This is a genomic window from Parvularcula oceani (assembly GCF_000733125.1).
Lineage (GTDB): Bacteria > Pseudomonadota > Alphaproteobacteria > Caulobacterales > Parvularculaceae > Parvularcula > Parvularcula oceani.
On record NZ_JPHU01000005.1, the window covers coordinates 130,961 to 142,962 of the forward strand.

Below are 12,002 nucleotides of genomic sequence, written 5' to 3' on the forward strand. Positions count from 1 at the left end.
AGCACCATGCCGCGTTCCGGTTAAAACGGGGCGAAGCCCGAACCTTTCCGCTAGGCCGGTCGTGAAAATCCCTCAGCGCCGCCCGCCACGCAGTTTATACGCCGGGCGGCTTCCCTTCGCTCAAAAAACCCTTACCACCTGCGCACACTTCCGGAGAGGCATGATGGATCACGATCTCAACAACTTGATTGCGCTAGCGCATGCTGCGGGCCGTGTGATCATGAAAATCTACGAAGGCGATTTCGAGGCGCGCGAGAAAGAAGACGGCTCCGCCCTCACCGATGCGGACGAAGCGGCCGAGGCCCTGATCCTGAACGGCCTCGCCGACGCCTATCCGGATGTCGCGGTTCTGGCCGAGGAAGCGGCGTCCCGCGGAGAGATTCCCGATCTCGGCACGCGCTTCTTCCTGGTGGATCCGCTCGACGGGACGAGGGAATTCGTGAACCGGACCGGAGAGTTCACGGTCAATATCGCCCTGGTCGAGGACGGCATTCCCGTGGCGGGCGTCGTCTATGCGCCGGCGATGAGCCGTCTTTTCGCCGGAGCGCGAGGACGCGGCGCATGGGTTCGGGACGTGGCGCCCGATGCCTCGCTCGACGGCGCGCCGGCCCCGCGGCCGATCGAAACGCGGGCGCGGCCCGATGGCGCCCTCACCGCAGTCGCCAGCCGCTCTCACCGCTCCGCGGAGACGGAGACGCTTCTGTCCGATCTCGGCGCCACCGATTTCCGCCCCGCCGGCAGCTCGCTGAAATTCTGCCTGGTCGCGACGGGCGAGGCCGATGTCTATCCGCGCCTCGGCCGGACCATGGAATGGGATACGGCGGCAGGCCAGGCCGTCCTGGAAGCCGCGGGCGGCCGGGTCCACGAGTTCGGCGCGGACGGCGAAGGCGTGCCCCTGCGCTATGGGAAGGAGGAGCGTGGCTACGACAACCCGCACTTCATCGCCTGGGGCGCGTGATCGCGAAGCCCGGCGCGAGGACATCCGCGCCGAGGCCAAGGCTCTCGGCTTCGATGCCTGCGGCTTCGCGGCCGCGGCGCTGCCCGAAGCTGCGCGGGACGGGCTGAACGCCTTCCTCGCCCAGGGCTTCCACGGCGAGATGTCGTGGATGGAGACCCGGACAGAGCAGCGCGCCTCCCCGACAGGGCTCTGGGGGGATGCCCGATCCGTGATCGCGCTCGGCATGTCCTATGGGCCCGATGAGGATCCGATGGCCATGCTGGCGCGCCGCACCGTCGGCAATATCTCTGTCTATGCGCGCAACAGGGACTATCACGACGTCGTCAAGAAGCGCCTGAAGCAGCTCGGCCGCTGGATGGCGGAGCGCTTCGGCTGCGAGCTCAAGGTCTTCGTCGACACGGCGCCCGTGATGGAGAAGCCGCTCGGCCAGCAGGCCGGAATCGGCTGGCAGGGCAAGCACACCAATCTCGTCAGCCGCGAGCATGGCTCATGGCTGTTCCTCGGCTGCATCTACACGACGCTCGACCTGCCGCCCGATCCTGCGCATGACGACCGCTGCGGCTCCTGCCGGGCCTGCCAGGACGTGTGCCCGACAGATGCCTTCCCCGCGCCCTACAAGCTCGATGCGACGCGCTGCATCAGCTATCTGACGATCGAGCATGCGGGGCCGGTCCCGCGCGAATTCCGAGAGGCGCTCGGCAACCGCATCTATGGCTGCGATGACTGCCTTGCCGTCTGCCCCTGGAACAAGTTCGCGGGCGAGGCCTCCGAAGCGAAGCTTCGGGCGCGCGAGGACCTGAAGGCCCCCTCGCTCGCACACCTTTCCGGGCTGGACGATCCGGCCTTCCGGAGCCTCTTCTCCGGCTCGCCGATCAAGCGGATCGGCCGTGACCGCTTCGTGCGCAATGTCTGCTATGCGATCGGCAATTCGGGCGAGCCCGCCTTGCGCGACGCCCTCCGCCCGCGGCTCGAGGACGAAAGCGCCCTCGTGCGGGGCGCCGCCGTCTGGGCCTGGCGGAGGCTCGAGGGCCCGGCAGGGCCGCTCGAACGGATGCAGCGCGAGGAGCCAGAGCCCGAGGTGCGCCGGGAGCTCTTCGCTTCCTGAAAAGAAAAGCCCCCGCCGAATGGCAGGGGCCTTGGCATCGTCCTGCTGACGATCGGCCTCAGCGCGGAGCGAGCACCATCATCATCTGGCGGCCTTCCATCTTGGGCAGGGCCTCGACCTTGGTCGATTCCTCGAACTCGTCCTGCACCTTCTTGAGAAGCTGCATGCCGCGTTCCTGGTGGGCCATTTCGCGCCCGCGGAACCGCAGCGTGACCTTCACCTTGTCGCCTTCGTCGAAGAAGCGGCGCATCGCCTTGGTTTTGACTTCGTAGTCGTGCTGGTCGATGTTCGGACGCATCTTGATCTCCTTGATCTCGACGGTCTTCTGCTTCTTCTTCTGTTCGTTCTTCTTTTTCTGCTGCTGATACTTGTGCTTGCCCCAATCCATCAGCTTGCAGACGGTGACGTCGCCGTTCTGGGACATCTCGACGAGGTCGAGACTGGCGTCAGACGCGATGTCGAGCGCGTCGTCCAGCGACATCGGGCCCCGCTTCTCCCCCTCCGCGTCGATCACCAGGATGCGCGACGCCCGGATCTGGTCGTTCATGCGCGGGCCCGTTTGCTTGGGCGGGGTCATGTTCATCGGTCTGCGGGCTATGGGGTCTCTCCTCGTGGTAACTGCAGAAATGACTCTATCCGCTCGAGGCGGATGAGGGATTATATAGGCTTTGGGGGGTCTTGTTCAATCAAGACCTTTCATCCCGCAGCAGTGCGCAGCCGTTCGGAGGGAACGATCCGCATGCTTTCGAGCAGGGACAGGACGGTTCCGACGGGAACCGTGCCCGGATCGGCCGCGGTCAGCCTCACGACATTGCGCCCGAACAGCGCGTCGGCGTCACCGCAATCGTCGCGCGGCAGGAGGGCGATGCCCCCCGTCCCCATCGCAGCGGCGAGGTGCATTCCGTCACACGGGCCGCTGAGAAAGCCTTCGGCCCGATAGGCGAGGGCTGCGAGGCGGGCGCTGTCGGTCCAGCCCGTCAGATCGGCGAGAACCGCTCTGGGATCGCGGAGCTTCCGGCTCGCCGACCAGACGCATCGCTCCGCGAAGCCGCCGAGCTTCGCCGGACCGGTGATGATGACGGCCATGCCGCGCCCCGCCAGGCGGACGGCCAGCTCGCCATAGGAGGCGGCCGGCCAGCGCTCCTCTTCGGCCTCGGGAAGGATCATCAGGAGAAACGGACGCTGCGCCGCGCGGCATGCGGGCGCCGTCCCGCAGGCGCGGTGGAGGGCCTCCGCCGCGAAGGACAGATCGGGAAGCCGCTGCGGCACGGCGATGCCCGCATCGTGCAGGAGCTTGCGCATGGCCGGACCTGCGAGCCCCGGAGAGCCCGCATCGAGGTCGTAGACGGCCGCGTAGCCGCCTCCCCCCGCGGGCAGGCCGGACATGCCGGCCCCTGTCGTGACGCGGCCGAACAATCCGCTTGCCCGGGCCAGAGGCGCTATGGCCTCGCTCGTCAGAAGATCGATGCGCGCGCCCGGATGGGCCTGCCGAATCGCGACGAAGGCCGGCTCCGCCTCGACGAAGTGGCGCAGGCGGTCCCGCTTGAGGATCAGGACCGGGGCGCGGGTCACGCAGGCGCCTCCTGCCGCTTGGCCAGGACCTTCTCGTAGACGGCCAAGGTCGCAGCGACCATCGCGTCGGTCGAGAACAGCTTGCGCGCCCGCACCGCGCCTGCGGCGCCCATGCGGGTCCGCATCGCCGCGTCCCCGGCCAGATCGCCCAGGGCATCGGCCAGCGCGCCCGGATCGTCGGGCGGCACCAGGCGCCCGGTCTCCCGATCGACCACGGATTCGAGGCTGCCGCCATGCGCGCTCGCGACGACCGGCCGTGCCGATGCCATCGCTTCCACCGCTACGCGGCCGAAGGCCTCGGGGCGGGTGGAGGCGGAAACGGCGATGTCCGACCAGTCATAGGCGGCGGGCATGTCGTTCCAGTGGCCGTGCAGGCGCACGGTGCGGCCGATGTCTTCTGCTGCGATCATCTGCTTGAGCTCCTCCACATAGCTCCCGCGCCCCTGCGCGTCGCCGATGAGGGCGAAATGCAGCGGGGGCAGGCCATCGCGCATCTGCAACCGCCGTGCCGCCTCGATCAGGACGCGCTGTCCTTTCCAGGGCGTCATGCGGCCCGGCAGGAGGATCCGGACGGCATCGCGGCCGCCGAACGCGCCGAAGGCCGCCTCCCGCCGCTCTCCGCAAAGAGCGGCGGGACCGAAATCCGACAGATCCGCGCCGCGCGGAATGGTGGCGATCTCCCTGCCGCGCAGGAACCGCCAGCGCCCGAAGGCCTCCTCGATCGCCATGCGGGTGAAGCGGGAATTGGCGATCACCACGTCCCCGCGCGCCATCACGGAGTTATAGAGCTTCTTCGGCGCGGAGCGCCCCGAATAGGCGCCGTGATAGGTGGTGACGAAGGCCGCGCCGGTCGCTCTGGCCGCCCACAGCGCCGGCCAGGCCGGCGCGCGCGATCGGGCATGGACGATGTCGACGCCCCGCTCCGCGATCAGCGCCTCGAGCGCTGCCCGGTTCCGCCTCATGCCGAGCGGGCTCTTGGCGGCCATGGGCAGGTGGATGTGCTCCGATCCCTCGGCGACGAGGCTCGCGACCATCCGCCCCCCTTGCGAGGCGACGATCGACCGCCCGCCCGCCGCGACGATGCCCCGCGCCACTTCGAGCGTGGTCCGTTCCGCGCCGCCGCTGTCGAGCGCGGGGATGACCTGCAGCACGCAGATCTCGCTGAGCTTGTGTGTTGGGTGCACCATCGCCCTCGCGGTAGAGAGGAAAATCATGACGGACAAGAACTCCGGCACCAACGCCGCCCGCCCCGCCGCTCTCAGCACCGACGGTCCGAACGGCCGCATCGCCTATCTGCGGTCGCAGGGCAGCGGGCCGGGCATCGTGTGGCTCGGCGGCTATGCCTCGGATATGCGCGGCACCAAGGCGGAGGCCGTCTCGGAATGGGCGGAACACGCCGGCAGGGCCTGCGTCCGCTTCGACTATACCGGCCACGGCGAAAGCGAGGGCCAGTTCGAGGACGGCACGATCGGGCGCTGGCTGGACGATGCGCTGCATGTCCTCGACAATCTGACGAGCGGGCCGCAGGTCCTGGTCGGTTCCTCCATGGGAGCCTGGATCGCTGGGCTGATCGCCAAGAGGCGGCCCGAGCGGCTCGCGGGCCTCCTCCTCCTCGCGCCCGCGCCCGATTTCACGCAGGACCTGACGCGCAAGGACTGGAGCGCCGAGGACAAGGCGAAGCTCGAACGCGACGGCCGCGTCGCCTTCCCCTCCGCCTATGACGACAGCGAGATGGTCTATACCAAAGCGCTGTTCGAGGACGGGGCGAAGCACCTGATCCTGCACGAGCCGCTGCCCATCCCCTGCCCCGTCCGCATTATCCAGGGCACGAAGGACGAATCGGTGCCCTGGACCCATGGCGTCCGCACGGCCGAGCACATGGAGGGGGACGATATCACGGTCACCCTGGTGAAGGACGCCGATCATCGCCTCTCGACGCCGAACGACATCGCCAGGCTTCTGAGGGTGCTGGCGCCGCTCGGCTGCTGATCCGGCTCAGAGCATCCCGATGATGCGCAGATTGTTGAGCACGACCAGCAATGTCGTCAGCACGGCGACCGAGAAGATCGACAGCACGAAGCGGTGCGGGAACCACAGGATCATCGCGCTGACGAGGAGCTGGCTGCCGAGCTTCGGGATCACCCAGTAATGGGAAAGCGCGTCCATGAAGGAGCGGATGACCGGGTTCATCTCGGCCGCGCCCGCCTGAAGGCCCATCGTGGTCGAGGCGACGTCGGCGAAACCGGCGGCATTGTAGATCGCGACGATCAGCAATGCGGCGATCCTGTTCGAGGGAATGGCGCGGGCCCGCGCCGCCGCCTCGCCCACTCTTGCCCAACGCGCCGCATAAGCCGTGCCTGCCGTCATGATCGCTTCCAAAGTCATTGCTGCTCGATGTCTTCGGGGCTGCAAGAGCCGGGCCTTAGAGGTTTCTTTACCCTGACCGATCGCACAGGTGACCGGCAAGCGTCCTGCCGCTAGAGTTTCCCACAGATGACAGCCCGCCGCCCGACCGTGCCGCGCCCGCGCCCGCGCCGACACGCCCTGCCGACAGGGGCCGCGAAAGCCGTGCTCGCCTTCGAGCGGGTGCTGCCGCTGCTGCTGCCGGGGCTTCTGGCATTGGGCGCGCTGGCGGCCGCAGGGCTCTTCGGGCTTCTGGGCCGTCTTCCCTGGTGGGGGCATGCGCTTCTCTTCCTGGCTGCGCTGCTGGTCGCGGCCTGGTCCGCCATGCGCGTCTTCACGCGGGCGCGCTGGCCGCGGCGCGACGATGCGCTCCGCCGCATCGAAGAGGATAGCGGCCTTGGGCCCGCGGCATTGCGCGCGCTCGAGGACCGCCCCTTCGGCACGGGCACGGACGATCCTTACTGGCAGACCCATCAGGCGCGGCTGCGGCAGGCAGCGGCCCGGCTGCGCATCGGCCGCCCGCGCGCGAGCGCCGACAAGGCCGACCCGTTCGGCCTGCGCTATGCGGTGGCCCTGCTTCTGGTCCTCGGCCTCATCGTCTCGGGCGGTGAGGCGCCCGAGCGCCTGCGCATGGCGTTCACGCCGGCCATCGCCCCGGGCGGGCCGGTCACGGCGGATATCTGGCTCGACCCGCCGCGCTATACCGGCCGTCCGCCGGTCCTGCTCGCGCAATCCGTTCCCCTGCCCGACGGCCAGCAGCCCGCGGTCACCGTGCCCGAGGGAACGCTTCTGCAGCTGCGCCTGACCCGCGCGGGCGACCGCGCGCCGCGCACCCGGGCCCGGCTCGTCACCCGCTCGGGCCGGGAACGCCTCGACGGCGAACGCGGCGACGGCGCCTTCGTCGCGGAGGGCGAGCTGTCGGAGAACGCGGCTCTTTCGGTGCGGGCGGGCGGCGCGCGCGCCGTGTGGCCGGTGCAGGTCGTGCCCGATGAGGCGCCGGCGATCCGGCTTCTGGAGGATCTTGGCGAGGAAGGCGGCACCCGCGTCGCGCTCACCCTCCTGACCGAGGACGATTACGGCATCGCCGAGGCCGAGGCCGTGCTGCGGCTCGCCTCCGAACAGGACATCGCTCCCGACGCACCTCAGCCCGACGAGGCGATGCTGGACCGCACCGAGATCGTCGAGATGCCGGCCCTGACCGGCGTGCCCGGAGAGCGCACCGTCGCGCTCGACCTGACCGAACACCCTTGGGCGGGGCTTGCGGTCACCCTGTCCGTGCGCATCCGCGACGGAGCGGGACAGGCCGCCGCGACGCCTCCCGTTGCCGTCACCCTGCCGGAGCGTAGCTTCTACAACCCGCTTGCGCGGACGGTGATCGAGGAGCGGCGCAAGCTCGCAATGGCGCCCTCGTCCTGGCCGCGCACGGCGCGCCTTCTCGATGCCCTGACCCTAGCGCCGGAGCGGACGGCGGAGAGCACGCGCGAATATCTCCTGCTGCGCACGGCCTATCACGATGTGTTCGGCGACAGGGGCGAGAACACCGAGGACATCGTGCGCGCCTTCTGGCCGCTCGCGATAGAGCTCGAGGACGAGGGGCTCGCCCTCGCCCGCCAGCGGCTCGACGAGGCACAGGCGGCGCTGCGCCAGGCGCTGGAGGACGGGGCGCCCGATGAGGAGATCGAACGCCTGATCGAGGAGCTGCGCCAGGCGATGAACGACTATGTCGCCGCCCTCGCCCAGTCGGGCGACGCGATGGCGCCGCCCGACCAGAACGCGCAGCAGCTCGGCGCGCGGGATCTCGACGAGCTTCTCGACGCGATGCGGGACGCCTCCGCCCGCGGCGCGGAAGACGAGGCGCGCGAACTTCTCAGCCAGCTCGAGCAGATGCTGGAGAACCTTCAGATCACGCAAGGCGGCCAGGGCGAGCAGGACGGACAGGGGCAAGGCCAGGCGCAGGGACAGAGCCAGGGAAGCGGATCCGGCGCGGGGCAGAGCGGCCAGGGACAGAGCCGGCCGCTCGATCAGGCCGGCGATCTCATCGACCGGCAGCGCCGCCTGTCCGACGAGACTTTCTCGGCCCGACGCGGCGAGCGCGGATCAGGCGGATTGGCGCAGGATCAGCGGGCCCTGTCCGACGCGCTCGAAGAGCTGCGCGAAACGCCTTCCGCGCAGGGCGGAGCGGATCAGGCCCTCGGCCGTGCAGGCGAAGCGATGGAGGATGCGGCGCGCGCGCTCGAACGCGGCGATCTCGGCGCGGCGCAGGATCTCCAGGAGCAGGCGCTGGGCGCGCTGCGCGAAGGCGCCTCGCAGATCGCCGAGGCGGAGAGCGAGGACAGCGAAGGCCGGGCGTCCCGGCAGAGCGGCGACGGAGAAAACCGCGCCGGCGACGCGCAGATCGGAGGCGGGCGCGACCCCCTCGGGCGGCCCTATGGCCGGCAGGGAGAGACGGGGGTGGAGATTCCCTCCCTGTCGGATCCCGAGCGGGTGCGGGAGGTCATCGAGGCGCTCCGCCGCCGCGTGGCCGATCCAGACCTGCCCGAAGAGGAGCGCGAATATCTCGAACGGCTCCTCGAGCGGTTCTGATCCCTCAGTCGTTCAGGACGCCGATCCAGGGCACGGATCGCTTCAGCCCCGCATCGTCCATGCCGTAGCCGACGAGGAAGGCATCGGCGGGCGCCTCGAACAGCGCGTAATCCGCCGCCACCTCGACCGCCCGTTCCTTTTTCTTGTCGACGGCGACCGCGATCGCCACCCGCGCCGCCTTGCGCTCGCGCAGCATCTGCGTGGCATGGGCGAGGCTCCGGCCCGAATCGAGCACGTCGTCGACCAGCAGGACGGTCTGTCCTGCCATGGGCGAGGTGAAGTCCTTCACGACGCGCACGAGCCCCGAGCTTTCGCGCCCGTGCCCGTAGGAGGCGAGCTGGACGAAGTCGATCTCCGGGTCGGCGCCGTGGCGGTTCAGCGCCCGCGCGAGGTCGGCGCCGAAGACGAAGCCGCCGGTGAGGACCGGCGCGAGGACGAAGTCGCTTCCAAGATCGGCGACGATGCGTCTGGCGAGGCGGTCGCAGCCGTCAGAGATCGCGGCTTCGTCGAAGAGTGCTTTCATGACGACGCTCCTAGACGCGTTCTTCCGGCAGAGAAAAGAAGGCGGCTGCTCAGCGCATGTCGAGGCGCGGCGGCCCGGCATGCCCGGCCGGCGTGGCGGCGACCGGCACGGGCATCCGCTCCACGCCGCCTTGCGCAGGCGAGACCTGCAGCCGAAGTCCCTGCGCGCCCTCGGGAACGAGCGCGCGAACGGTGAACGGCCTTTCGCCGGCGGGCGGCAGGCTCACTCTGGGCAGCGGCAGGGTCTGGACTTCCTCGCCTTCGGCCGTGGTGACCGCGAGCGCGAGGCTCGGCACGGCTGCGCTCGCCCCCGCATTGCGGACGAGGCCGCGCAGCTCGGCGACCGGCCCTTCGCTCGACAATCCGAAGCGTTCCAGCCGCGCCTCGACGCGCAGCCCCGGGGGCGGCGCGCTGGGCGCGATCCGTTCATAGATGCTGGCCGCGGGCGGAAAGACGCTGCGCACGAGGTCCTGCCGCGCGACCAGCAGGAAGACGAGGCCGGCAAGGCTCGCAATCCAAGCCGTCCAGCCCAGGAGCCGCAGCGGCGTCATCCGATTCGCCGCATGCACCTGAAGGCGCCGCCGGGTATCGCGGGCCGCCGCATCGCCCGGGCTCGCCGGGGCTTCTTCGGCGCGCCACGTCCCGAGCGCCGCCATCAGGCCGTCGCGCAGGCGGGCAGCCGCCGAACCGATCCTGGAGGGCGCAGGCATCCGGGAGGGCACGGCTTCCGCCACCGCGCGGCCCGCCTCTTCCGTGAACCGCGCCTCTTCCGTGAAGACCGTGACGAGCGCCTGCTGCTGCACGCGCGCAGGCGAAAGCGCCGGCGGAAGAATCTCGCCCGGCGCGACGGAGCGGGTCGAAGACCGTTTCGCCGGAAGGGCCTCCGGCGCCCGCCTTGCGCGCTGGGAGGTCCCGCCCCCGCCCGGCCGGCGCGGCGGCGTCACATCGGCGCCGCTGGCAGCGGCGGCGACGACCTGTGCCATTTCGCCGCGCTCGAACCAGGTCGCCTCGCAGGCGGAGCAGCGGACCTCGCGCCCGCCCGGCGGGATGGCCGAGGCGGGGACCCGGTAGTCGGTCTCGCATTCGGGACACGAGATCAGCATTGCGTGCGCCGTGTCCATCGGTACAAGTCGGACTGCTCATGTCGATGTCCGAGACCCCCTCCCCTGGCGCCCCGGCGGGCCATGGCGCACCGTCCGGCCCCAGCGTTCCGCGCGGCGACGTGATCGTCCGCCTGGACGATGTCGGCCTGACCTATGATGGTACGAGAGAGGTGCTGCACGGCGCCCGAATGGTGCTGCGCGAGGGCGATTTCCGCTTCCTCACGGGGCCGTCCGGCGCGGGCAAGACGTCGCTCCTGAAGCTCATCTACATGGCGCACCGCCCAACGGAGGGGCATGTCGAGGTCTTCGGGCAGGATGTCAGCCACATGCCCGCGCGCGAGCTCCCGGCGCTCAGGCGGCGCATCGGCGTCGTCTTCCAGGAGTTCCGTCTGCTCGACCATCTGACCGCTTTCGAGAACGTCGCGCTGCCCATGCGCGTCGCAGGCGTTCCGCATCAGACTTACGCAACCGACGTTACCGAGCTGTTAAGCTGGGTCGGCCTGTCCCACCGGATGGATGCCCGCCCGCCCATGCTGTCGGGCGGCGAGAAACAGCGCGTGGCGCTGGCGAGGGCGCTCGTCGCCAAGCCCGACCTGATCCTCGCCGACGAGCCGACGGGCAATGTCGATCCGGTCATGGGCGAGAAGATCATGCGCCTGCTGATCGAGCTCAACCGCCTGGGCACGGCGGTGATCGTCGCGACGCATGATCTCGGCCTGGTCCGGCGCCTCGGCAAGAACATCCTGCGCCTCAAGGACGGGCGGGTCACCCTGCACGGGCCGCTGCCCGAGAAGGCCCGCGAGCCGGAGACGATGCCATGAGCGCGCCGCAGGCCCTGTCCGGACGCGAAGCGGGGCGCCGGGCGGCGCCGCTCCTGCCCGAGGCGGGCGCCGCCGGAACGCCGCTGATGATCGTCATCGCGATCCTCGCCTTCATGGCGGGCATCGCCCTGATCGCGAATTTCGTCGTCTCGCGCGCCGTGGCGGAATGGACCGGCGACCTGACCGGCACCGTCACGATCCAGGTCAAGGGCGCGAACCCGGCGGATATCGCCCAGCAGGCCGCCGCCGTCGAGGAGCTCTTGCGGGACCGGGCCGGCGTGAACCGGATCGCGCGGCTCAGCCGCGCCGAGACCGAGCGCCTTCTCGAACCCTGGCTCGGGCGGGACAATCTGACCGAGGACATTCCCGTCCCGGCGCTCCTGACGGCCGACGTGACGCCGCAGCTGCGCCGCGATCTGGGCGCCCTGCGATCCGCGGTCGCCGAGGTCGCGCCCGATGCGAGCCTCGACGACCACGGCGCCTTCAACGACCGGCTGGTGGCGGCGGCCGACCGGATGGAGGCGCTCGCCTTCCTGGTCTTCGCCATGGTGATGACGGCGGCGGCTGCGGTCATCATCTTCGCCACGCGCGCGGGTCTCGCCGCGAACAGCCGCATCGTCGAGGTGCTGCACCTGGTCGGCGCGACGGACGATTTCGTCGCGGGCCAGGTCCAGCGCCGCTATTTCTCTCTCGCCCTGCGCGGCGGGGCCGCGGGCGCCGCCGCGGCGGCCTTTATCCTCTTCGCGGCGGCGAGCTTCGGCGGCGAGGGCGACGGCTTCTTCCTGCCCTCCATCGGCGCCGACCCGGCCATGCTGGCCTGGCTCGCCATCGTGCCGCTGCTCCTCTGCGTGGTGGCGACGCTGACCGCGCGGGTGACCGTGATGCGCACCCTCCGCGGGAGTTTCTCGTCCTGACGAGCGCGGCCGCCATCCCGC

The 12,002-nt window shown here is 70.2% G+C and carries 12 protein-coding genes; 6 read left to right on the top strand and 6 right to left on the bottom strand.

Features of this window, described 5'->3' with window-relative positions; genetic code table 11:
• Positions 1 to 160: 160 nt before the first annotated feature.
• Both cysQ and queG read left to right on the top strand, forming a co-directional pair.
• Positions 161 to 958: a 3'(2'),5'-bisphosphate nucleotidase CysQ gene (gene cysQ, locus IE88_RS0107590; RefSeq protein WP_031552452.1), complete on the top strand. Its 798-nt coding sequence runs from the start codon at positions 161 to 163 to the stop codon at positions 956 to 958.
• Positions 903 to 2,063, top strand: a complete 1,161-nt coding sequence (gene queG, locus IE88_RS0107595; protein WP_031552455.1) for a tRNA epoxyqueuosine(34) reductase QueG — start codon at positions 903 to 905, stop codon at positions 2,061 to 2,063. The genes cysQ and queG overlap by 56 nt, the downstream gene beginning before the upstream one ends.
• A 58-nt stretch (positions 2,064 to 2,121) precedes the next feature.
• On the opposite strand, the gene infC is transcribed toward queG, so the two are convergent.
• The 3 genes from infC to IE88_RS0107610 form a co-directional block, all read right to left on the bottom strand.
• Positions 2,122 to 2,646, bottom strand: coding sequence for a translation initiation factor IF-3 (infC, locus tag IE88_RS0107600; RefSeq protein WP_031552458.1), 525 nt, complete (start codon positions 2,644 to 2,646; stop codon positions 2,122 to 2,124).
• 113 nt (positions 2,647 to 2,759) lie between these two features.
• Positions 2,760 to 3,635 (bottom strand): glycosyltransferase family 9 protein, encoded by an 876-nt coding sequence (locus IE88_RS0107605; protein WP_031552461.1) that lies wholly within the window; start codon positions 3,633 to 3,635, stop codon positions 2,760 to 2,762.
• Positions 3,632 to 4,786 (bottom strand): glycosyltransferase family 4 protein, encoded by a 1,155-nt coding sequence (locus tag IE88_RS0107610; RefSeq protein WP_202900456.1) that lies wholly within the window; start codon positions 4,784 to 4,786, stop codon positions 3,632 to 3,634. The genes IE88_RS0107605 and IE88_RS0107610 overlap by 4 nt, the downstream gene beginning before the upstream one ends.
• A gap of 61 nt (positions 4,787 to 4,847) precedes the next feature.
• Between IE88_RS0107610 and IE88_RS0107615 the strand changes: the two genes are divergently transcribed.
• Positions 4,848 to 5,624 (top strand): alpha/beta fold hydrolase, encoded by a 777-nt coding sequence (locus tag IE88_RS0107615; RefSeq protein WP_036766820.1) that lies wholly within the window; start codon positions 4,848 to 4,850, stop codon positions 5,622 to 5,624.
• A 6-nt stretch (positions 5,625 to 5,630) separates the two neighbouring features.
• Here the strand turns inward: IE88_RS0107615 and IE88_RS0107620 are convergent, their stop codons facing one another.
• The gene (locus IE88_RS0107620) at positions 5,631 to 6,002 is read right to left on the bottom strand and encodes a DUF5658 family protein (protein ID WP_156032483.1); all 372 of its coding nucleotides are present in this window, start codon (positions 6,000 to 6,002) and stop codon (positions 5,631 to 5,633) included.
• Between the two features lie 126 nt (positions 6,003 to 6,128).
• On the opposite strand from IE88_RS0107620, the gene IE88_RS0107625 reads away from it, so the two are divergent.
• Positions 6,129 to 8,621 (top strand): DUF4175 domain-containing protein, encoded by a 2,493-nt coding sequence (locus IE88_RS0107625; RefSeq protein WP_081871510.1) that lies wholly within the window; start codon positions 6,129 to 6,131, stop codon positions 8,619 to 8,621.
• Positions 8,622 to 8,625: 4 nt separating this feature from the next.
• Here IE88_RS0107625 and IE88_RS0107630 read toward each other — a convergent pair whose 3' ends face one another.
• Together IE88_RS0107630 and IE88_RS0107635 are read right to left on the bottom strand one after the other, a co-directional pair.
• Positions 8,626 to 9,144 (bottom strand): phosphoribosyltransferase, encoded by a 519-nt coding sequence (locus tag IE88_RS0107630; protein WP_031552475.1) that lies wholly within the window; start codon positions 9,142 to 9,144, stop codon positions 8,626 to 8,628.
• 49 nt (positions 9,145 to 9,193) lie between these two features.
• Entirely contained in the window at positions 9,194 to 10,246 is a 1,053-nt protein-coding gene (locus tag IE88_RS0107635; protein ID WP_031552478.1) for a zinc-ribbon domain-containing protein, read from the bottom strand.
• A 38-nt stretch (positions 10,247 to 10,284) separates the two neighbouring features.
• Here IE88_RS0107635 and ftsE point away from each other — a divergent pair, with 38 nt between their 5' ends.
• Together ftsE and IE88_RS0107645 are read left to right on the top strand one after the other, a co-directional pair.
• Positions 10,285 to 11,067, top strand: a complete 783-nt coding sequence (gene ftsE / locus IE88_RS0107640; protein WP_238319281.1) for a cell division ATP-binding protein FtsE — start codon at positions 10,285 to 10,287, stop codon at positions 11,065 to 11,067.
• Entirely contained in the window at positions 11,064 to 11,981 is a 918-nt protein-coding gene (locus IE88_RS0107645) for a cell division protein FtsX (protein ID WP_051881646.1), read from the top strand. The genes ftsE and IE88_RS0107645 overlap by 4 nt, the downstream gene beginning before the upstream one ends.
• The last annotated feature ends 21 nt before the right edge of the window (positions 11,982 to 12,002 follow it).

Bases quoted from the DNA above. Each gene is read 5' to 3' on its own strand.
- IE88_RS0107625 (WP_081871510.1), top strand. From the start codon at position 6,129: ATGACAGCCCGCCGCCCGACCGTGCCGCGCCCGCGCCCGCGCCGACAC.
- ftsE (WP_238319281.1), top strand. From the start codon at position 10,285: ATGTCGATGTCCGAGACCCCCTCCCCTGGCGCCCCGGCGGGCCATGGC.
- IE88_RS0107635 (WP_031552478.1), bottom strand. From the start codon at position 10,246: ATGCTGATCTCGTGTCCCGAATGCGAGACCGACTACCGGGTCCCCGCC.
- queG (WP_031552455.1), top strand. From the start codon at position 903: ATGGGAAGGAGGAGCGTGGCTACGACAACCCGCACTTCATCGCCTGGG.
- IE88_RS0107645 (WP_051881646.1), top strand. From the start codon at position 11,064: ATGAGCGCGCCGCAGGCCCTGTCCGGACGCGAAGCGGGGCGCCGGGCG.
- cysQ (WP_031552452.1), top strand. From the start codon at position 161: ATGATGGATCACGATCTCAACAACTTGATTGCGCTAGCGCATGCTGCG.
- infC (WP_031552458.1), bottom strand. From the start codon at position 2,646: ATGAACATGACCCCGCCCAAGCAAACGGGCCCGCGCATGAACGACCAG.
- IE88_RS0107620 (WP_156032483.1), bottom strand. From the start codon at position 6,002: ATGACGGCAGGCACGGCTTATGCGGCGCGTTGGGCAAGAGTGGGCGAG.
- IE88_RS0107615 (WP_036766820.1), top strand. From the start codon at position 4,848: ATGACGGACAAGAACTCCGGCACCAACGCCGCCCGCCCCGCCGCTCTC.
- IE88_RS0107630 (WP_031552475.1), bottom strand. From the start codon at position 9,144: ATGAAAGCACTCTTCGACGAAGCCGCGATCTCTGACGGCTGCGACCGC.